General features: G+C 62.3%; 20 protein-coding genes. 15 read left to right on the top strand and 5 right to left on the bottom strand.

The genetic code is table 11. The features are described 5' to 3' along the window. Positions 1 to 37 precede the first annotated feature (37 nt). The 3 genes from NV64_RS01245 (at position 38) to NV64_RS01235 (ending at position 3288) form a co-directional block, all read left to right on the top strand. Positions 38 to 1279 carry an MFS transporter gene (locus NV64_RS01245; protein WP_101505137.1) on the top strand — a complete coding sequence of 414 codons (1242 nt, stop codon included), beginning with the start codon at positions 38 to 40 and terminating at the stop codon, positions 1277 to 1279. 16 nt (positions 1280 to 1295) lie between these two features. Continuing rightward, the gene (locus NV64_RS01240; RefSeq protein ID WP_101505136.1) at positions 1296 to 2462 is read left to right on the top strand and encodes a dihydrodipicolinate synthase family protein; all 1167 of its coding nucleotides are present in this window, start codon (positions 1296 to 1298) and stop codon (positions 2460 to 2462) included. A 322-nt stretch (positions 2463 to 2784) separates the two neighbouring features. Beyond that, positions 2785 to 3288 carry a thioredoxin family protein gene (locus NV64_RS01235; RefSeq protein ID WP_056237766.1) on the top strand — a complete coding sequence of 168 codons (504 nt, stop codon included), beginning with the start codon at positions 2785 to 2787 and terminating at the stop codon, positions 3286 to 3288. Between the two features lie 80 nt (positions 3289 to 3368). On the opposite strand, the gene NV64_RS01230 is transcribed toward NV64_RS01235, so the two are convergent. Together NV64_RS01230 and NV64_RS01225 are read right to left on the bottom strand one after the other, a co-directional pair. Next, complete coding sequence (locus NV64_RS01230; RefSeq protein ID WP_056237763.1) at positions 3369 to 3791, bottom strand: hypothetical protein; 423 nt, start codon at positions 3789 to 3791, stop codon at positions 3369 to 3371. Between the two features lie 89 nt (positions 3792 to 3880). After that, positions 3881 to 4573 (bottom strand): alpha/beta fold hydrolase, encoded by a 693-nt coding sequence (locus tag NV64_RS01225; protein ID WP_101505135.1) that lies wholly within the window; start codon positions 4571 to 4573, stop codon positions 3881 to 3883. 129 nt (positions 4574 to 4702) lie between these two features. On the opposite strand from NV64_RS01225, the gene NV64_RS23320 reads away from it, so the two are divergent. After that, entirely contained in the window at positions 4703 to 4876 is a 174-nt protein-coding gene (locus NV64_RS23320) for a hypothetical protein (RefSeq protein WP_156365601.1), read from the top strand. Between the two features lie 143 nt (positions 4877 to 5019). Here NV64_RS23320 and hpaR read toward each other — a convergent pair whose 3' ends face one another. After that, on the bottom strand, positions 5020 to 5472 hold the full coding sequence (hpaR, locus tag NV64_RS01220; RefSeq protein ID WP_056237753.1) for a homoprotocatechuate degradation operon regulator HpaR: 453 nt from the start codon (positions 5470 to 5472) through the stop codon (positions 5020 to 5022). Between the two features lie 344 nt (positions 5473 to 5816). On the opposite strand from hpaR, the gene NV64_RS01215 reads away from it, so the two are divergent. From NV64_RS01215 to hpaC, 10 genes are all read left to right on the top strand, one after another. Next, positions 5817 to 7097, top strand: coding sequence for a fumarylacetoacetate hydrolase family protein (locus NV64_RS01215; RefSeq protein WP_101505134.1), 1281 nt, complete (start codon positions 5817 to 5819; stop codon positions 7095 to 7097). Next, entirely contained in the window at positions 7094 to 8548 is a 1455-nt protein-coding gene (hpaE, locus tag NV64_RS01210) for a 5-carboxymethyl-2-hydroxymuconate semialdehyde dehydrogenase (protein ID WP_101505133.1), read from the top strand. The genes NV64_RS01215 and hpaE overlap by 4 nt, the downstream gene beginning before the upstream one ends. A gap of 117 nt (positions 8549 to 8665) precedes the next feature. Then, on the top strand, positions 8666 to 9739 hold the full coding sequence (gene hpaD / locus NV64_RS01205) for a 3,4-dihydroxyphenylacetate 2,3-dioxygenase (protein WP_101505132.1): 1074 nt from the start codon (positions 8666 to 8668) through the stop codon (positions 9737 to 9739). Between the two features lie 44 nt (positions 9740 to 9783). Continuing rightward, positions 9784 to 10170, top strand: a complete 387-nt coding sequence (locus NV64_RS01200) for a 5-carboxymethyl-2-hydroxymuconate delta-isomerase (protein ID WP_101505131.1) — start codon at positions 9784 to 9786, stop codon at positions 10168 to 10170. Further along, positions 10166 to 10984, top strand: a complete 819-nt coding sequence (hpaH, locus tag NV64_RS01195; RefSeq protein ID WP_369878849.1) for a 2-oxo-hept-4-ene-1,7-dioate hydratase — start codon at positions 10166 to 10168, stop codon at positions 10982 to 10984. Before NV64_RS01200 ends, hpaH begins: the two co-directional genes overlap by 5 nt. A gap of 9 nt (positions 10985 to 10993) precedes the next feature. Further along, positions 10994 to 11794 carry a 4-hydroxy-2-oxoheptanedioate aldolase gene (gene hpaI, locus NV64_RS01190; RefSeq protein WP_056237736.1) on the top strand — a complete coding sequence of 267 codons (801 nt, stop codon included), beginning with the start codon at positions 10994 to 10996 and terminating at the stop codon, positions 11792 to 11794. A 17-nt stretch (positions 11795 to 11811) separates the two neighbouring features. Then, positions 11812 to 13170, top strand: a complete 1359-nt coding sequence (gene hpaX, locus NV64_RS01185) for a 4-hydroxyphenylacetate permease (protein WP_101505129.1) — start codon at positions 11812 to 11814, stop codon at positions 13168 to 13170. A gap of 9 nt (positions 13171 to 13179) precedes the next feature. After that, the gene (hpaA, locus tag NV64_RS01180) at positions 13180 to 14052 is read left to right on the top strand and encodes a 4-hydroxyphenylacetate catabolism regulatory protein HpaA (protein ID WP_056237729.1); all 873 of its coding nucleotides are present in this window, start codon (positions 13180 to 13182) and stop codon (positions 14050 to 14052) included. A gap of 152 nt (positions 14053 to 14204) precedes the next feature. After that, on the top strand, positions 14205 to 15767 hold the full coding sequence (hpaB, locus tag NV64_RS01175; protein WP_101505128.1) for a 4-hydroxyphenylacetate 3-monooxygenase, oxygenase component: 1563 nt from the start codon (positions 14205 to 14207) through the stop codon (positions 15765 to 15767). An 11-nt stretch (positions 15768 to 15778) separates the two neighbouring features. After that, entirely contained in the window at positions 15779 to 16297 is a 519-nt protein-coding gene (gene hpaC, locus NV64_RS01170) for a 4-hydroxyphenylacetate 3-monooxygenase, reductase component (protein ID WP_101505127.1), read from the top strand. Between the two features lie 220 nt (positions 16298 to 16517). On the opposite strand, the gene NV64_RS01165 is transcribed toward hpaC, so the two are convergent. Then, positions 16518 to 17426: a LysR family transcriptional regulator gene (locus NV64_RS01165; RefSeq protein ID WP_056238426.1), complete on the bottom strand. Its 909-nt coding sequence runs from the start codon at positions 17424 to 17426 to the stop codon at positions 16518 to 16520. 93 nt (positions 17427 to 17519) lie between these two features. Between NV64_RS01165 and NV64_RS01160 the strand changes: the two genes are divergently transcribed. Beyond that, entirely contained in the window at positions 17520 to 18080 is a 561-nt protein-coding gene (locus NV64_RS01160) for a DMT family transporter (protein WP_056237722.1), read from the top strand. A gap of 4 nt (positions 18081 to 18084) precedes the next feature. Here the strand turns inward: NV64_RS01160 and NV64_RS01155 are convergent, their stop codons facing one another. Then, the gene (locus NV64_RS01155; protein ID WP_101505126.1) at positions 18085 to 18993 is read right to left on the bottom strand and encodes a LysR substrate-binding domain-containing protein; all 909 of its coding nucleotides are present in this window, start codon (positions 18991 to 18993) and stop codon (positions 18085 to 18087) included. Positions 18994 to 19080: the final 87 nt, after the last annotated feature.

The raw sequence follows: 19080 nt of genomic DNA, 5'->3' as shown, positions 1-19080 counted from the left end.
GCTGTTTTCGTCGGTCCGCAGACTTGTCGAGGAAGATATGAATACAGATACCCGCAAGATGATCCTGGTTACCGTGCTGTGCGGGCTGGGCTACATGATGTACTCGGTCGACCGCATGACGGTGTCGTCGGCCATCGGCCTGATCGCCGGTGAATTTGGCCTTGGCAAAGCGGAGAGCGGCATTCTGCTGTCGTCGTTCTTCTTTGGTTTTATCGTCTTTCTGTTTATCTCCGGGGTCATCGCCGACAAGCTCAGCGGTAAGCCGGTGCTGATCCTCGGTCTGATGATGTTCTCGCTGGCCACGGTGTTTACCGGCGTGGCGGGCAGCCTGACCAGCCTGATCTTCTACCGGGTGATGACCGGCATCGGTGAAGGCATCTTCTGGCCCGCCGCCTCGCTGGAGGTGGCCAACGTCACCAGCGAGAAGCAGCGCACCACGGTGATGTCTCTCTACTGGATGGGCTACCCGATCGGCGGTTTTCTCGGCACCTGGATGGGGGCAGTGCTCGGGCCAATGTTTGGCTGGCGGGTGGTGTTTTATGTTGCCGGTGGCCTGGGAATACTGGTCGCGCTGCTGTATGCGGTGCTGGTGAAAAACGACCGTAAACCGGCCGATCTGCTGGCCCGTCAGGCGGCGGAAAAAGTGCCGCTGCGCACCCTGTTCCGCCATGCGCCGGTGCTGCTGATGGCCGCCTACTACTTTGTGCTGCTGGCCGGCTGGTGGATCGTGCTGCTGTGGGCGCCAAGCTACCTGATGCAGATAAAAAACCTGTCGATCGGCATGGCGGGCACCATCGCCAGCCTGCTCGGCCTGACCGGCGCGCTGGGCGGTTTCCTGCTTGGCCGCTACTGCGACAAAGGCGACTTTGTTCGCCGCCGCAATATCCTGATGGCGATCACCGCCGCCAGCGGCGTGCTGATGGCCGCCATGGCCCTGACGCCGTCGGTACCGCTGGTGGTGGTGCTGGTGATGCTGCTGGGCTTCCTCGGTTACCCTGTCACGCCAATCGTACTGTCGGTGACCGCCGAGCTGGTGCCGCCGTCGCTGCGCGGGTCGGCGATCGGCTTTGTGATGAATATGGGCATGGCGGCCGGCGGGATCTCGCCGATCGTCGCCGGCTACTACGCGCAGACCTATACGCTGCAGCCGGTGTGGCTGGCCGCCGCCGGAGTGATCCTGTGCAGCAGCGTGGTGCTGTTCGGCGTGCGCAAGCTGCCGGTTGGGTCCGCTACCGCCGCCGCTGACGCGCTACCGCGCGGCCATCTGGCTAAACACTAATCACAAGGAATCAATAATGAAGAGCAATCACCTACGTTTACTGGATGCGCAGGGCCGGGTCAGCGACTATCAGATTCAGGGCGAACGGCGCTGGTCCGCGCCCGCACAACCGCGTTTTAACCGCCAGGCGTTTGCCGCCGCCCACGTGGTGGCCGACGTGCGGCGTATGCAGCACCCCAGCCGCGATATGGCGATTGACTGGGACGCCACCCTCGCCTATCGCCGCCATCTGTTCGCCCACGGCTTCGGCATTGCCGAAGCAATGGACACCGCCCAGCGCGGCATGGGCCTCGACTGGCCGGCCAGCCTGGCGTTAATTCAGCGCAGCGTCGAACAGGCGAAAGCCTTTCCCGGCGCGGTGGTGGCCAGCGGGGCCGGCACCGATCACCTGACCCGCTTCAGCGGGCTGACCGTCGATGACGTGATCGCCGCCTATGAGCAGCAGATCGCGGCGATTGAGGCCTGCGGCGGCCGCATTATCCTGATGGCCAGCCGGGCGCTGGCGGCGATCGCCCGCGGCCCGGACGACTATCTGCGGGTCTACGATACCCTGCTGCGCCAGGTACGCGAACCGGTGGTGCTGCACTGGCTGGGGGATATGTTTGACCCGGCGCTGCGCGGCTACTGGGGCAGCGACAACATCCACAGCGCGATGGAGGTGTGCCTGGCGGCGATCCGCGCCAACCCGGCGAAGGTCGACGGCATCAAGATTTCGCTGCTGGATAAGGATCGTGAAGTGGAGATGCGCCGCCAGCTGCCGCCGACGGTGAAAATGTACACCGGCGACGACTTCAACTACCCCGAACTGATCGCCGGCGACGAGCAGGGCTACTCCCACGCGCTGCTGGGCATTTTTGACGCCATCGCCCCGGCGGCGGCGGCGGCGCTGCACGCGCTGGCGGCGGGCGATCGCCAGACTTACGAACGGATTTTCGCCCCGACCGTGCCGCTGGCGCGTCATATCTTCACCAGCCCGACCCAGTTCTACAAATCCGGCATCGTGTTTCTCGCCTGGCTCAATGGCCATCAGGATCACTTCTCAATGCTGGCCGGCTCCCAGAGCGCGCGCAGCCTCGGCCACTACTGCGAGCTGTTCCGCCTTGCCGATGCGGCCGGGCTGCTGGATAACCCGGAACGGGCGGCAGAGAGGATGACGCTGTTTGGTCGGGTGAATGGGATTTAGCCGGCTCGACAGAAGCGCTTATTATTTCCCCCGCGCGGATATCCTCGTGGGGGCGTTATTCTGCTGGTACATATTTAATCCCCGACGACAGTTCCCCTTGCACTTCATCGTAAGCCCTTGAGTAATCGGCTAGCACAACGTAATTTCTGGCGTATCCGGCAGCCGGCGAGCGGAATTTTTCATCCTATCCAGACTCTTTTTCTCTCTTAAAACCATCCCCCTCAGGGCAGAATTAAGAGCCTGACTCTGTAAGGCCGGTGATTCAGGCATGATACACTTAACGGCAGATCGGACGATCCGCAATCAAAACAGGAGCAACCGCGTGGCAGATTTTAAAACCTTATTCGGATACAGCGTTGATTACGCTGAGTTTGTCAGCCAGGGCTCGGCGGAAGAGATCGCCGCGCTACGCCGCGATCAGGACAAAACTCAGCAAGCGGATTTTCTCAGCCCTGAACTTGAAGCACAAATTGCCGCGCTGAAGGGCCGCTTCACCCTGCTGGTGGCCGCCGAAATGTGGTGCCCGGACTGCCAGCGCAACCTGCCCGCGATCCGGGCCTTAACCCAGCGCTATCCCGACGCACAGCTTGGCATTCTTAACCGGGCGCAGGCCGATGCGCCGTTTAAAGACGCCTTTGGCGTTGAGCGGGTGAAGATCCCGTTTGTGGCGGTGCTGGATGAAGAGTTCGCGCCGCTGGGTAGCTTTATCGAACGCCCACAGTCGGTGGTGACGGGCGGTGACGAAGCGCTGCAGAGTTACAAGCGCGGTGAACGGCTGGCGGAGACGGTCGGTGAGATTGTCGGGATCATGCGGCAGAACGCCTGATACGGGCCGTCGGCCGCGCGGCCGGCATAAGCTATGACCTCACCGGCGTTCTGCGCCGGTAACCGACGGAGAACGCCCTTTTACAGATGTGAACGCACATTGCCGCTGAACATGCCACCGCGAAAAACGTTTGCCGCCGGATCGGTGGTGAAAAGAACCAGGTCACTGCTTTCCCGGGCGATGATCGGGTGGCGGGTCTGATCCTCAATAATCACGCTTTCACCCGCCCCGAGAGTGATATCGCCGATCTGCGCGCTGCCCGCAAACAGATACAGCAGCCGTACAGCGCTGCTGACCGGAACCGGTGGCAGCATCAGCGTATGATCTTTTTCCAGCCGGGTATCCTGCAGCCAGGTCTGAGAGCGGAAAATTAACGGTGCGTGATCGGGGTCGGCAAGGGTTCTCCAGCTATTTTCACTGTAAGGCGTGCCGACGTCGTGAAACTGCACCTGCGGCACCAGCCCGCTTTCGGCCGGGCGCACGAAGATCTGCAAACAGCGCATCGTCTCGCCGGGGTTACCCGGAATGTGCCGCCTCTCTGGCTACGTGAAAAAATCCTGCCGGCCTGCGAAATGCTCTGAAACCATTACGGCTACAGCCCTGACGTTTGCAGCCAGGTATAAACAGACCGTGCAAGCTCCCGGGGGGTTTCCAGCGGGATCAGGTGACCACTTCCTTCGATAACATGAACGTCACATCCGAAGCAGTCCGCGAGTTCCGCCGCCTCCTCATCGGACCGGAGCTGATCCTGACCTGCTGCGACCACCATCACCGGGATGGAAACCGGCCTGAGGGTGATGCCGTTACGCTCCAGTCCGGACTGTGTTCTGAACACCTCCGCGCCGAGTCGTTTTCCCATCTCACGAACTTTCTGAATTAACGCGGCATCACCGTGACGGGAAGGGTGGAGGGACCTTTTGACCGCGCCGGGGCTGATGCCCTTAAAGTCTCCGGAAAGTGCGACACGGGAAGCGGCTTCAAGCCGCGCGCGCTGTTCAGGTGAATCCTCGCGCAGGGAGGTGGCAATCAGGATCATGCCTGCTGTGCGCTGGGGAAATGCCTCGGCGACTGCCCGTGCTACATAGCCACCTAACGAAAAGCCAGCAAGAACAAAGCGCTCCGGAAGTCCACCGGCAATATGGCCAGCCATTTCCGCTATGGTCTGGCTCAGGCTTGCCCTGATAAAACGACGGCTGTCCGGATAGACGCTGATAAACTCATCCCACAGCGTCTCGTCGAGCATAAATCCCGGGATAAGTACGACAGGCAGCTGCTCTTGTTGCATTTGAGCGGTCCTCAGGCTGGAATTAATATCAAGACTGCAACGTGGCATCCCCCGCGTCAACCTCCGCCTGTTTATCATCGGTGGCGTTCAATTTATTCACCAGACGAATAAACACATATCAATTATCAATTGGAACAATTTGTGGCGGTGATGGACGAGAACTTCACGCCAATGGGCAGATTTATTGAACGCCCACAGTCGGTCGTCGCGGGCGGTGATAAGGCGTTGCAAAGCTACAGGCGCGGCGAACGGCTGGCGGAGACCGTCGCGGAAATCGTTGGCGTGATGCAGCATAAAGGCTAACCCGCCGCTGACACGTGCCCCATGTCCGGCATGGTAAGCATGGTAAGCATGGTAAGCACAACGTTATCAGGCAGGCCCGTCAGGGTCTGTTTTTTTGAGGCTGAGAGGCACGCGCGATAGCTGCCCCAGGCCACACAACCCGCTCAACCCGTCAGTTCCCGATCGTCCTCCTGCGTCCCTTCCCCGCCGTTCAGAGCATTAAACTCCTGCAGCAACTGCCTGAGCTGCTGCATTTTTTGCGGGCCAAACTGCTGCTCAATCCGCCGGTAACCGGCGTCAACCTCATGACAGGCCTGCTGATAGAGCGTCTGCCCCGCCGGGGTCAGCGAAGCGAACAGTTTACGCTGATCGTTCAGCGGTTTCAGGCGCAGTACCAGGCCATCCCGCTCCAGGCGGGTGAGGATGCCGGTCAGGCTCGGGCGCAGCACGCAGGCCTGCTGCGCCAGCGCGTGAAAGTCCAGCGACCGGTGTTCAGCGAGGATGCGAATAATCCGCCACTGCTGCTCGGTCAGGTTATGACGGTTGAGGATCGGGCGAAAATAGCCCATCGCCGTCTCGCGTGCCTGAAGTAAAGCAATGGTCAGGGAATCGGTCATCTCGGTCGCGCTCTGCGGTGGGGGATTGGCTCTACCGGGAGTATACGGCCTGACGGCGCTGACCGCCCGGATTTTTGTGAACAAACGCGCCCAAAAAAACCATATCGTTAACATATTAACAAAGTGACGCCCATCACAATTGAAATAACAAAAAATTAACAATTAGTGCGCAATACCACCCGTAATCCCATCTGAAAAGGCCTTTCACGGCTTTACAGCACCCCCGGCAACGTTGTTGATCCCCGTTTCCACGATATTGACCCGCTGAACGCAAACGATCTTATAACCGATCATTAACATATTAACGAAGTGGCAAAGGCGTTACCCCAGCACAAGGAATAATGATGAAACGATCCGTTTTTTCCGTTGCCCTCAACCATCACTCACAAATCGACGCGTGGGCCGACCGCTTCCGCCAGCCGCCTTATCAGCAACCGCCGCAGTCACCGGTGTGGTTTATCAAGCCGCGTAATACCCACCGCCGCAGCGGCGATGCCATAAGCCTTGCCGGGCTGCCCACCTTCAGCGGCGGTACGCTGGCGGTGGCGATCGGGAAAACGGCGCGTAAGGTCACGGTGGCGCAGGCCACAGGCTGTATCAGCGGGTATGCGCTGGCTAACGAGGTCAGCCTGGCGGAAGAGAGTTTTTACCGGCCGGCGATCGCGGCCAAGTGCCGCGACGGCTTCTGTCCGCTGGGCGAAACCGTGCCGCTGGCCGACGCCAGCGCGCTGGACATCATTACCGAGATCAACGGCGTGGTGGTGCAGTGCTGGTCCACGTCTGAGCTGCAGCGCGGGGCCGCAGCGCTGATCGCCGCATTAAGCGATTTTGTGACGCTGCAGCCGGGCGACCTGATCCTGCTCGGCACCCCGCAGCAGCGCGTGGCCGTCAACGACGGGGACGAAGTGGTGATTAAGGCCGCCGGCCTGCCGCCGCTGCGTAACACCTTTACCCGCACGGCCGACGCCACGACCCAGCCGGACGGCCACCCGACCTTCTTCGCCCTCGGCCTCAACTACGCCGATCACGCCAGCGAGCTGGATTTTACGCCGCCCGCGGAGCCGCTGGTGTTTATCAAAGCGCCGAACAGCATCACCGGTGATAACGCCGTCAGCGTGCGGCCGGACAACGTCGGCTACATGCACTACGAGGCCGAACTGGTGGTGGTGATCGGCAAAACCGCGCGCAGCGTCAGCCGCGAGCGGGCGCTGGAGTACGTACAGGGCTACACGCTGTGCAACGACTACGCGATCCGCGATTACCTGGAAAACTACTACCGACCCAACCTGCGGGTGAAAAGCCGCGACACGCTGACCCCGCTGCACGCCGGCCTGGTGCCGCGACGCGACGTACCCGACGCGCAGAATCTGTGGCTGAAGACCTGGGTTAACGGCGAGCTGCGGCAGTCGGGCAACACCCGCGACATGGTATTCGACGTGCCGTTTCTGGTGGCGTACCTCAGCGAAATTATGACCCTGCAGCCGGGGGATATGATCGCCACCGGCACGCCGAAAGGGCTGGCCGACGTGCGGCCCGGCGATGAGGTGGTGGTGGAGATCGAAGGCGTCGGCCGCCTGGTTAATCATATCGTCAGCGAACAACAGTTTGAGGAGAGCCTGCAATGAACAGGATAGACCACTGGATCGACGGCAAACGCGTGGCCAGCGCGGAGTACTTCACCACCAGCAACCCGGCCACCGGCGAGGTGCTGGCCGAGGTCGCCTCCGGCGGCGAGCGGGAGATCCACCAGGCGGTAGACGCGGCGAAGCGGGCCTTCCCGAAATGGGCCAATACGCCGATGAAGGAGCGTGCGCGTCTGATGCGCCGGCTTGGCGAGCTGATCGATGAAAACGTGCCGGAGATTGCCGCGCTGGAAACCGCCGATACCGGCCTGCCGATCCACCAGACAAAAAACGTGCTGATCCCGCGCGCCTCGCACAACTTCGAATTTTTTGCCGGGATCTGCCAGCAGATGAACGGCCGCAGCTACCCGGTCGACGACCAGATGCTCAACTACACGCTGGTGCAGCCGGTCGGCGTCTGCGCGCTGGTGTCGCCGTGGAACGTGCCCTTTATGACCGCCACCTGGAAAACCGCCCCCTGCCTGGCGCTGGGTAACACCGCGGTGCTGAAGATGTCCGAACTGTCGCCGCTCACCGCCGACCGGCTGGGCGAGCTGGCGCTGGAGGCCGGCATCCCCGCCGGAGTGCTGAACGTGGTGCAGGGTTACGGGGCCACCGCCGGTGATGCGCTGGTGCGCCACCACGACGTGCGCGCCATCTCCTTCACCGGCGGCACCGTCACCGGGCGCAGGATTATGCAGAGCGCCGGGCTGAAGAAGTATTCAATGGAGCTGGGCGGCAAATCGCCGGTGCTGATCTTCGAGGACGCCGACATCGAGCGCGCGCTGGACGCCGCGCTGTTCACCATCTTTTCGCTGAACGGCGAGCGCTGCACCGCCGGCTCGCGCATCTTTATCCAGCAGAGCATCTACCCCGAGTTTGTTAAGCGTTTTGCGGAGCGCGCCAACCGCCTGCGCGTCGGCGACCCGACCGATCCGCAAACCCAGGTGGGTTCGATGATCACGCAGCAGCACTGGGAAAAGGTCACCGGCTATATCCGCCTCGGCATTGATGAAGGCGCAAAACTGGTGGCCGGTGGCCCGGACCGCCCGGCCGGGTTATCCCATGGCAACTTTCTGCGCCCTACCGTACTGGCCGACGTGGATAACCGCATGCGCGTGGCGCAGGAGGAGATCTTCGGTCCGGTGGCCTGCCTGCTGCCGTTCAGAGACGAGGCCGAAGGCCTGCGGCTGGCCAACGACGTCGAGTACGGCCTCGCCTCCTACATCTGGACCCGGGACGTCAGCAAGGTGCTGCGCCTCGCCCACCATATTGAAGCCGGGATGGTGTTCGTCAATACGCAGAACGTCCGCGACCTGCGCCAGCCGTTCGGCGGCGTTAAAGCCTCCGGCACCGGCCGCGAAGGCGGTGAGTACAGCTTCGAGGTGTTCGCCGAGATGAAAAACGTCTGCATCTCGATGGGCAATCACCCCATCCCGAAATGGGGCGTGTAGCGTTTGCCTGCGGCAACGCGCCGGTGCCAGCCGGGCAGGCGCTGACCGTTGATGCAGAGCACGTCACGCATCACTGCCGCCCCTTATCGGGCGGCCCGATCCAGAAGAGAGCCGACTATGACCACAACAACGCTGACCGCCACCCTGCCGCCGCCGGATATTCTGCGCTGCGCCTATATGGAAATGCAGGTCACCGACCTGAAAAAATCCCGCGAGTTTTACGTCGATATTCTCGGCCTGCACGTCACCGCCGAAGATGACAAAACCCTCTATCTGCGCGCAATGGAGGAGTTTATTCACCACAACCTGGTGCTGCGCGAAGGGCCGGTGGCGGCGGTGGCCGCCTTTGCGTACCGGGTGCGCAGCCCGCAGGACGTCGACCGCGCCGAAGCGTATTTCCAGGCGCTGGGCTGTAAAACCGAGCGCCGCACCAACGGCTTCGTCAGGGGCATCGGCGACGCGGTGCGCGTGGAGGACCCGCTCGGTTTCCCGTACGAATTCTTCTGTGAGGTTCAGCACGTGGAGCGGCTGGCCTGGCGCTACGAGCTGTATACCCCCGGGTCTCTGGTGCGCCTTGATCACTTCAACCAGATCACCCCGGACGTGCCGCTGGCGGTGGCGTATATCCAGGGGCTGGGCTTTCGCGTCACCGAAGATATCCGCGATGCCAGCGGCGTGGTCTACGCTGCCTGGGTGCGGCGTAAATCCACGGTGCACGACACCGCGATGACCGGCGGTGCCGGGCCGCGCATGCACCATATCGCCTTCGCCACCCACGAAAAGCACAATATCCTGGCGATCTGCGACAAGCTCGGCGCGCTGCGCCGGTCCGACGCCATCGAACGCGGCCCAGGCCGGCACGGCGTCTCCAACGCCTTCTACCTCTACATCCGCGACCCGGACGGGCACCGCATTGAGATCTACACCCAGGACTACTACACCGGCGACCCGGATAACCCGCTGGTCAGCTGGGACGTGCACGACAACCAGCGCCGCGACTGGTGGGGCAACCCGGTGGTGCCGAGCTGGTACAGCGAAGGCTCGCGGGTGCTGAGGCTGGACGGCACGCCGCAGCCGGTGGTGGAGCGCAGCGATCCCAGCGAGATGGCGGTGACCATCGGTGCCGACGGTTTCTCTTACACCCGCAAGGGCGACACCGATCAGGGCTTTAAGCTCGGCAATACCCTGTAATCAGCAGGCGCTGGCACCGGCCAGCGCCTCATCCGGAGCCCGTTATGCCGCATTTTATTACCGAATGTACCGACAATATCCGCCAGCAGGCGCAGCTGCCGGCGCTGTTTGCGCAGGTCAGCCTGCTGCTGGCCGGCAGCGGCCTGTTTCCGCTGGGCGGCATCCGCAGCCGCGCCCACTGGATCGACACCTGGCAGATGGCGGACGGCCGGCACGACTACGCCTTTGTGCATATGACGCTGAAAATCGGCCATGGCCGCACGCCGGACCAGCTGCAGCCGGTGATGAACGACCTGTTTGCCCTGATTAAAACGCATTTTGCCCCGCTGATGGCCGAACGTTACCTGGCGCTGTCGCTGGCGGTGGAGGAACTGCCCGAAGTGCTCAACTTTAAACAGAACAACGTTCACGCACTGTTCCGCAAGGATTAAGGAGCCCGTTATGTTAACCCCACAAGTCCGCCAGCAGCTGGCACGCGAACTGCGCCAGGCAGAGCAGAGCCGGGAACAGGTTCGACAGCTGTCACTGCGCCATCCTGATATCAGTATTGAAGATGCTTACGCCATCCAGCGCGCATCGGTGGCGACAAAGATCGCCGAAGGCCGCACGCTGAAGGGCCATAAAATCGGCCTGACCTCACGGGCTATGCAGACCAGCTCGCAGATTGACGAGCCGGACTACGGCGCGCTGCTCGACGATATGTTTTTCGCCGACGGCAGCGACATTCCTGTCGAGCGCTTTATCGTCCCCAGGCTCGAAGTTGAACTGGCCTTTGTGCTGGCAAAACCGCTGCGCGGCCCCGGCTGCACGCTGTTCGATGTGTATAACGCCACCGGTTACATCATTCCGGCGCTGGAGATTATCGACGCGCGCTGCCACGGCATCGACCCGGAAACCCAGCGGCCGCGCAGGGTGTTCGACACCATCGCCGACAACGCCGCCAGCGCCGGGGTGGTGATGGGCGGGCGGCCGATCAAACCCGACGCGCTGGACCTGCGCTGGATCTCAGCGCTGCTCTACCGCAACGGGGTGATTGAGGAGTCCGGGGTCGCCGCCGCGGTGCTGAATCACCCGGCCAACGGCGTCGCCTGGCTGGCCAATAAGCTGGCCGCGCACGACGTACAGCTGGAGGCCGGCCAGGTGGTCCTCGGCGGCTCCTTCACCCGTCCGGTCGCGGTGCGCCAGGGCGACACCTTCCACGTCGATTACGGCCCGATGGGGGCCATCAGCTGCCGGTTTGTCTGAGGAGGCACCATGCCACATAACGCATTTAAGCAGGCGCTTGCCGATAAACAGCCGCAGATCGGGCTGTGGCTGGGGCTGGCAAACAGCTACAGCGCCGAGCTGCTGGCCGGGGCCGGTTTTCACTGGCTGCTGATTGACGGCGAGCACGCGCCGAACGACGTGCGCTCGATCCTTTGCCAGCTGCAGGCGATCGCCCCCTACCCCAGTCATCCGGTGGTGCGGCCACCGGTGAATGACCCGGTGATCGTTAAACAACTGCTGGATACCGGGGCGCAGACGCTGCTGGTGCCGATGGTACAGAACGCCGCCCAGGCGCAGCAGGCGGTACGCGCCTGTCGCTACCCGCCGCAGGGCATCCGCGGCGTCGGCAGCGCGCTGGCCCGCGCCTCGCGCTGGAACCGCGAGCCTGACTATCTGCTCCGCGCCAACGATCAGATCTGCCTGCTGGTGCAGATCGAAACGCGCGAGGCGGTGGATAACCTGGCGGCGATTCTGGCGGTGGAAGGCGTCGACGGCGTGTTTATCGGCCCGGCCGATCTCAGCGCCGATATGGGCTTTGCCGGTAATCCCGGCCATCCCGAGGTGCAGGCGGCGATCGCGCGCTGCATTACCGCGATCCGCGCGGCAGGCAAAGCCCCGGGCATCCTGATGGCCAATAAAAAGCTGGCGCAACACTATCTTGACCTGGGGGCGCTGTTTGTGGCGGTCGGCGTCGATACCACCCTGCTGGCCCGCGGCGCCGAAGCGCTGGCGGCACGCTTTATTTCCCCGACGGGCGGCAGCGCCGCCGCAGAACCGACGGTTTACTGATCCCCTGAGGAGAAAACATGTCCGTGACCCCTGACCACCCTCAGCAGAACGGTCCGGCCGCCACCGAACGGCGGCTGATGAAAAAACTGTTCCGCCGCCTGATCGCCTTTCTGTTTGTGCTGTTTGTTTTCTCCTTCCTTGACCGGATCAATATCGGCTTTGCCGGTCTGACCATGGGCAAGGATCTCGGGCTCAGCTCCACCCTGTTCGGCCTGGCCGCCGCGCTGTTCTACGTCACCTATGTGCTGTGCGGCATTCCCGGTAATCTGATGCTGGGGATTGTCGGCGCGCGGCGCTGGATCGCCGGAATTATGGTGCTGTGGGGCATCGCCTCCACCTGCACCCTGTTTGCCACTGATGCCACGTCGCTGTATCTGCTGCGCATGCTGGTGGGCATCGCCGAAGCCGGCTTCCTGCCGGGGATCCTCGTCTATCTTACCTGGTGGTTCCCGGCAAAATACCGCGCCCGCGCCAACGCGCTGTTTATGATCGCCATGCCGGTGACCATGATGTTCGGTTCGCTGCTGTCCGGCTATATTCTGGCGCTGGACGGCCTGTGGAACCTGAAAGGCTGGCAGTGGCTGTTTCTGCTGGAGGGCGCACCCTCGGTGCTGCTGGGCGTTGTCACCTGGTTCTTCCTTGACGATCGGCCGCAGCAGGCGCGCTGGCTGCGGCCGGAGGAGAAACGGCTGCTGATCGCACTGCTTGAGCGCGAACGCACCGCGCCGCCCGCCGACGCTGGCGAGGCCAGACCGCCGTGGCGCGAGGTGCTGACGCCGCTGGTGCTGCTTTACACGCTGGCCTACTTCTGCCTTGCCAACACCTTAAGTGCGATCAACATCTGGACGCCGCAGATCCTTAAAAGTGTTAACGCCGGCAGCAGCAATATCGTGATTGGCATGCTGGCCGCCATTCCGCAGCTGGTAACCATTGTGGCGATGATCCTGTGGAGCCGCCGCTCTGACCGCCGCCAGGAGCGCAAGCGCCATACGCTGATCCCTTACCTGTTTGCGGCCGCAGGCTGGCTGCTGGCCTCCGCCACCGCCCATCCGCTGGTACAGCTGCTGGGCATTATCATCGCCTCCTCCGGCTCCTTTACCGCGATGGTGATGTTCTGGACCACCCCGGACCGCGTTATCAGCTTTCAGGCCCGGGCGCTGGCGCTGGCGGCGATCAACGCGGTGGGCAACATCGGCTCGGCGGTCAGCCCGCTGGCGATTGGTATTCTGCGCGACGCCACCGGCAGCTTCAACGCCGGGCTGTGGCTGGTGGCCGGGCTGCTGGTGCTGGGCGCAGTGGTACTGAGCCGCATTCCGATGAACGGGGAAGGCCGGCAACCGACGCCGCTGGCCGCGCGGTCGCATCCGTTGCGCTAAGGAGGAGCGATGAGCGCTGGCGGTGACAATATCGATATCAGCAAAGCGTATGACTCAGGCTACGCCGATGCCGAAGTGCACTATGAAACCTTCGCCCGGCTGGCGCACTTCTTCGGCCGCGATATGCACGCGCACTGGCACGATCGCTATTTCCAGCTGCACTATCTCGCCACCGGTAAGATCACCCTGCAGCTGGATGACCATCTCTACGACGTCTGCGCGCCGCTGTTTATCCTGACGCCGCCATCGGTGCCGCACGCGTTTATTACCGAAGCGGACAGCGATGGGCACGTCTTAACGGTGCGCCAGGAGCTGGTGTGGTCGCTGGCGGAAAAGCTGTGGCCGGGTCAGGCGGACACCATCAACCGCGCGGGCGTCTGCCTGTCGCTGGCCGCCTCACCCCTGACGCTGGCCGCGCTGGATCACTACTGGCCGCTGATCGCGGCAGAGTTCAGCGGCGCGGCGGCCGGGCGCGAGCTGGCACTTAACGCGCTGGCGCAGGCGCTGTTTACCCTGCTGCTGCGCGAAGCGCCGCCGTGGGAGCACGGCCCCTGCGGCGTGCGCGGCGAGATGCGTCAGTTTCAGCGCTTTAACCGTATGATCGACCAGCATTATCGTCAGCATCTGGCGGTGCCGGACTACGCCCGTGAGCTGGGCGTCAGCGAATCGCGGCTCACCGGGCTGTGCCGGCGCTTTGCCAACCAGTCGCCGAAACGGCTGATCTTCGAGCGGGTGCTGCGCGAGGCTAAACGCCTGCTGCGCTACAGCAGCGACAGCGTGCACCAGATCGCCTGGGCGCTGGGCTACAAAGATCCGGCCTATTTCGCCCGTTTTTTTCATCGTATGGCGGGCTGCTCGCCGAGCGAGTTCCGCAACCGGTAAGCGCCGGAGCCGGTGAAAAGTACCCGCAATCGCCTGAAACGTCTCTTCCGCACGCCGCCTTGCAGCGCTTAAATCGGTTAACAGAAAAAATCACTCAGATAACAAACCGGACGCTCGCCGAGGCGACGTCGTCACTATAATGAGGCAGAACCATGCAACCTGAAGCCCACCGCTCCGCCAGCAACCGCCCGTTTACCGGCGCCGAGTTCCTTAACAGCCTGCAGGACGGCCGTGAAATCTTTATCTACGGTGAACGGGTCAAAGACGTCACCACCCATCCGGCGTTTCGCAACGCCGCCGCTTCCGTGGCGCAGCTGTACGACGCGCTGCACGCGCCGGAGAGCATCGACCGGCTGTGCTGGCAGACCGATACCGGCAACGGCGGCTACACCCACCGCACCTTCCGCTTTGCCCGCTCGGCGCAGGAGATCCGCCAGCAGCGCGATGCGATCGCCGACTGGTCGCGGCTCAGCTACGGCTGGATGGGCCGCTCGCCGGACTACAAGGCGGCGTTCTGCTGTTCGCTGGGCGCCAACCCGGAGTTCTACGGCGAGTACGCCGACAACGCGCGCCGCTGGTATCAGCGCATTCAGGAAGCCGGCCTCTACTTTAACCACGCCATCGTTAACCCGCCGATCGATCGCCACAAGCCGGCGGACGAGGTGAAAGACGTCTACGTGCAGGTGCAGAAGGAGACCGACGCCGGCATTATCGTCAGCGGCGCCAAGGTGGTGGCCACCAACTCGGCGCTGACCCACTACAACTTTATCGGCTTCGGCTCGGCGCAGGTGATGGGCGACGATCCCAGCTTTGCGCTGATGTTTATCGCGCCGATGGATGCCGACGGCGTTAAGCTGATCTCCCGCGCCTCCTTTGAACTGGTGGCCGGCGCGACCGGATCGCCGTTCGACTATCCGCTCTCCAGCCGCTTTGATGAAAACGACGCGATTCTGGTGATGGATAACGTGCTGATCCCGTGGGAGAACGTGCTGGTCTACCGCGACTTTGACCGCTGCCGCCGCTGGAGCATCGAGGCCGGTTTTGCCCGCCTCTATCCGATGCAGGCCTGCGTGCGGCTGGCGGTGAAGCTTGATTTCATCACCGCGATGCTGCAGAAAAGCCTCGAATGTACCGGCGTCATTGAGTTTCGCGGCGTGCAGGCGGCGCTGGGCGAAGTGGTGGCGTGGCGCAACCTGTTCTGGTCGCTCAGCGATGCGATGGCCGCAGAAGCACAGCCGTGGAAAAACGGTGCCTGGCTGCCGGATATGCAGGCGATGCAGACCTACCGGGTGATGGCACCCATGGCCTACAGCAAAATCAAAAACATCATTGAGAGCAACGTTGCCAGCGGGCTGATCTACCTGCCTTCCAGCGTGCGTGACCTGAACAACCCGGAGATCGACCGCTATCTGGCGCAGTACGTGCGCGGTTCCAACGGTATGGACCACGAACAGCGTATCAAGATCCTCAAGCTGATGTGGGACGCGATGGGCAGCGAGTTTGGCGGCCGCCACGAGCTGTATGAAATTAACTATGCCGGCAGTCAGGATGAGGTGCGCCTGCAGTGCCTGCGCCACGCGCAGGGCTCGGGCAGCATGAAGGGCATGATGGCGATGGTTGACCGCTGCCTGGCCGACTATGACCGCCACGGCTGGACGGTGCCGCACCTGCACAACAACCACGACATCAGCCAGCTTGACCGTTTACTGAAATAAGGGGGGTTTTTATGTCCAGTGAAGAACAGCACCGCCTGAATTTTCGTGAGGCGATGGCCAGCTTACCGGCGGCGGTCAATATTGTGACGACCCAGGGCAGCGCCGGGCGCTGTGGCATTACCGCCACCGCCGTCTGTTCGGTGACCGACACGCCGCCAACGCTGCTGGTGTGCATCAACAGCCGCAGCGCGATGAACCCGGTCTTTACCGGCAATGGGCGGATGTGCGTCAACGTGCTGAACCACCAGCAGGAGGAGATGGCGCGCCACTTTGCCGGCATGACCGAACTGAGTATGGAGCAGCGCTTCGGGCTGGAGGGCTGGCGCGAGGGTGAACTGCAGCAGCCGGTGCTGCAACGGGCGCTGGCCAGCCTGGAGGGTGAGATTCAGCAAATTAATACCATCGGCACCCATCGGGTCTATCTGCTGGAGGTCAGACATATCGCGCTGGCGACGCAGGGCTGCGGGCTGATCTACTTTAAACGCCAGTTCCACGCCACGCCGTACCAGCAGAAACTGGTGACCGTGTAACTTTTCACAGAAAAAACTGCCGTTAGCGGTTACCGCGTTATCCTGGCAAAGCGGATCACCCGCTGAGGACGCTTCAGGCCTCTGCGCAGCCATCAGAAACAGTCCGGGCAGAACATCGGGCCGCTGTATTCACGCATCGGTTGATGCCGCCATCAGATGCCAACGGCCAGACCGTTGCATGGCAGCCTCTTTCAGCTTAATGCCGGAAGAGGCTCACCGGTCAGTTCATCGCGGAACAGCACGCGCGCAACGCGTTGCGCAGCCACCGATGCGCCGGGTCTCGCTCCTTTCTGCCGTGCCAGGCCTGGTGGTAGGTGAATTCCGGCAGCGCCAGCGGCGGCGTAAAGTGACACAGCGACGACGGATAGCGTTGCGCGCTGACCGAACGGCTGGCCACGGTCAGCACCAGGTCGGTGCCGGGGAGCAGATTGACGGCAGCGCTCCAGTGCGGCAGCGCCATGCAGATACGCCGCTGCAGCCCTTTCGCTGCCAGCACCCGTTCGATCTCATCCCGCGCGTCCGGCTTCATCGCCAGCATCACGTGCGGTCTGCCGAGCCACTCATCCAGCGTGAGCGCCCTGCCTGCGGGCAGCGTGTCGCGGTCCGCCATGCAGATAAAGTGCTCGCCAAACAGCGCCTGCTGCTGAATAGCGTCCTCCGCATCCGGGAACACTCCCAGCGCCAGATCCAGCTCGCCCTCCGCCAGCTGCGCCAGCATCAGTTCCCGGCTCGCCTGGCTGATGGCAAGATTAACGCCCGGTGCCGTTTTTCTCAGGTGACGTACCAGCTCAGGCAGCACGATGCGTGCCGCATAGTCCGACATCGCCACCCGGAAGGTGCGCCGCAGCGTAGCCGGATCAAACTCCGCCGCGCCCAGCAGGTCGTTCAGCTCCGCCAGCGCACTGTTCAGCGTCGGTAACAGGCTCTGTGCCCGCGCGGTCAGCGCCATCCGCCCCGCCTGACGAACCAGCAGCGGGTCGTTAAAATGCGTCCGCAGCTGCGCCAGCGCGTGGCTGACCGCCGGCTGGCTTCTGTGCAGCCTGACGGCGGCGCGGGTGACGTGTTTTTCCGTCAGCAGCGCGTGCAGCGTCAGCAGCAGGTTCAGATCTATTCTGCGCAGTTCATCCATATGATGCATACCCATGATGCAGATAAACGATTTCTATAACTATAACTGATAATCCACAATCGCCCCATCACGTCCTTTCCTGATGAGGTTGCCATGCTCAGTAAAACCCTGTTTCTCACCTTCCTGCCCGTCACCATCGCCCTGCTGGCCGGTGCGCTGCTGCCTTTTCAGGCCAGCAGCAACGCCGCCGTCGGTAAAGCGCTGGGGCATCCTTTGTGGGGGGCGCTGGTCTCGCTGGCCGTCAGCGCACTGGTGCTGCTGCCGCTGCTCTGGCTGTTTAAAGTGCCCGCCCCGCGCGTCGCCACCGCGCTGCAGGCCCCCTGGTGGATCTGGATCGGCGGCCTGTTCGGCGCGCTCTACGTGGTCAGCGCCACCGCGTTTGCGCCAAAGCTCGGTGCGGGCAGCTTCCTCGTGCTGGTGGTGGCCGGTCAGATGATCGCCGCGGTACTGGTGGACCATTTTGGCCTGATGAACCTGACGCAGCGGCCGATCAACCTGGTCCGCGTGGCCGGCGTCGCCCTGATACTGGCTGGCGCGTTCTGTATTCACTACGGCGGGCTGAGTAGTGCCGGCCGCAGCGCGCCGGTGGCAGACCAGCGCACGCTGCCGAAGACATTCACTGAAAATTCTGCCAGGCCGCCCTCTTCTGACTGACCCGCTACCGGCAATCCGCACCTGACTCACGTAGCCAGTGAATCATGGCTTCACCGCCTGGCTGGCTCAAAGTACGTTGCGGCCAGGCAAGAAAATACGGTTTGCTGAGCGGCAGGGAAAGATTATCAATCACCACCAGCTCGCCACGCGCCAGTTCCCCTGCAATCAGGCGTCGCTGCCCCAGAAGCAGCCCGGAACCGAGCACTGCGGCATCAATCGCCAGCGAGGTGAGATTGAAGCTGAATGCGGGTTGTGACGGCGGCTCATCCATGCCTCTGGCCTGAAACCAGCTACGCCAGTCAGGCAGGAAACGTCCTTCGTTACCCCAGTCGAGGTGGATCAAAGGTGCATGACTGAGGATGTCTTCATATGAAAAACGCTGTAATAAGGCCGGGCTGGCGACCGGCAGCACCTCATCATGGAACAGCCACTGCTTATCCAGTTGCGGATAACGATCTTCACCAAAACAGATAACAAAATCCGCTGGCATTGCGGCGAAATCGACCTGAGCGTGGGTACCGTGTAACGACAGATCGATATTCGGGCAACGGGCGCGCCAGCCAGCCAGCTGAGGTAACAACCATTTCGACGCCAGCGCCGGTAAGGCATACACCGTCAATCTGGGTACACTGGCCGCCTTGTGGATGTTTTGCTGACCGAGATGCAAAATATCAAAGGCTTCAGTGACATAACGCAGATATTCCTTACCGGTTTCAGTCAGCATTACGCCATTTTGTGTGCGTAAAAACAGGGTACTCCCCAGTTGCTCCTCCAGCTGGCGAATCTGCTGACTGACCGCTGCCGGGGTTAACGCCAGCTGTGCGGCCGCTTTCGCCAGGCTGCCCAGTTCGGAGGCCACTTTAAATGACTGGATGACGCTGATTTTTGGTAATCTTGACGATTGAGCAGGCATTAATTCTTCCTTAACAGGGTATTAAGTATTTATCGTTACGCTGCTTAACAGGTGACGGTTAAAGTAACATCACACCTGTTAACCATG

It is taken from the genome of Erwinia sp. B116, from assembly GCF_002865965.1.
In the GTDB taxonomy this organism is placed as follows: Bacteria; Pseudomonadota; Gammaproteobacteria; order Enterobacterales; family Enterobacteriaceae; genus Erwinia.
Note: the sequence above shows the minus strand (reverse complement) of the source record. Positions and strands in the feature narration are given on the sequence as shown.

Coding starts and splice junctions, on each gene's coding strand:
- NV64_RS01245 (WP_101505137.1), top strand. CDS start 38: ATGAATACAGATACCCGCAAGATGATCCTGGTTACCGTGCTGTGCGGG.
- NV64_RS01240 (WP_101505136.1), top strand. CDS start 1,296: ATGAAGAGCAATCACCTACGTTTACTGGATGCGCAGGGCCGGGTCAGC.
- NV64_RS01230 (WP_056237763.1), bottom strand. CDS start 3,791: ATGCGCTGTTTGCAGATCTTCGTGCGCCCGGCCGAAAGCGGGCTGGTG.
- NV64_RS01225 (WP_101505135.1), bottom strand. CDS start 4,573: ATGCAACAAGAGCAGCTGCCTGTCGTACTTATCCCGGGATTTATGCTC.
- hpaR (WP_056237753.1), bottom strand. CDS start 5,472: ATGACCGATTCCCTGACCATTGCTTTACTTCAGGCACGCGAGACGGCG.
- NV64_RS01215 (WP_101505134.1), top strand. CDS start 5,817: ATGAAACGATCCGTTTTTTCCGTTGCCCTCAACCATCACTCACAAATC.
- hpaE (WP_101505133.1), top strand. CDS start 7,094: ATGAACAGGATAGACCACTGGATCGACGGCAAACGCGTGGCCAGCGCG.
- hpaD (WP_101505132.1), top strand. CDS start 8,666: ATGACCACAACAACGCTGACCGCCACCCTGCCGCCGCCGGATATTCTG.
- NV64_RS01200 (WP_101505131.1), top strand. CDS start 9,784: ATGCCGCATTTTATTACCGAATGTACCGACAATATCCGCCAGCAGGCG.
- hpaI (WP_056237736.1), top strand. CDS start 10,994: ATGCCACATAACGCATTTAAGCAGGCGCTTGCCGATAAACAGCCGCAG.
- hpaX (WP_101505129.1), top strand. CDS start 11,812: ATGTCCGTGACCCCTGACCACCCTCAGCAGAACGGTCCGGCCGCCACC.
- hpaA (WP_056237729.1), top strand. CDS start 13,180: ATGAGCGCTGGCGGTGACAATATCGATATCAGCAAAGCGTATGACTCA.
- hpaB (WP_101505128.1), top strand. CDS start 14,205: ATGCAACCTGAAGCCCACCGCTCCGCCAGCAACCGCCCGTTTACCGGC.
- hpaC (WP_101505127.1), top strand. CDS start 15,779: ATGTCCAGTGAAGAACAGCACCGCCTGAATTTTCGTGAGGCGATGGCC.
- NV64_RS01165 (WP_056238426.1), bottom strand. CDS start 17,426: ATGGATGAACTGCGCAGAATAGATCTGAACCTGCTGCTGACGCTGCAC.
- NV64_RS01160 (WP_056237722.1), top strand. CDS start 17,520: ATGCTCAGTAAAACCCTGTTTCTCACCTTCCTGCCCGTCACCATCGCC.
- NV64_RS01155 (WP_101505126.1), bottom strand. CDS start 18,993: ATGCCTGCTCAATCGTCAAGATTACCAAAAATCAGCGTCATCCAGTCA.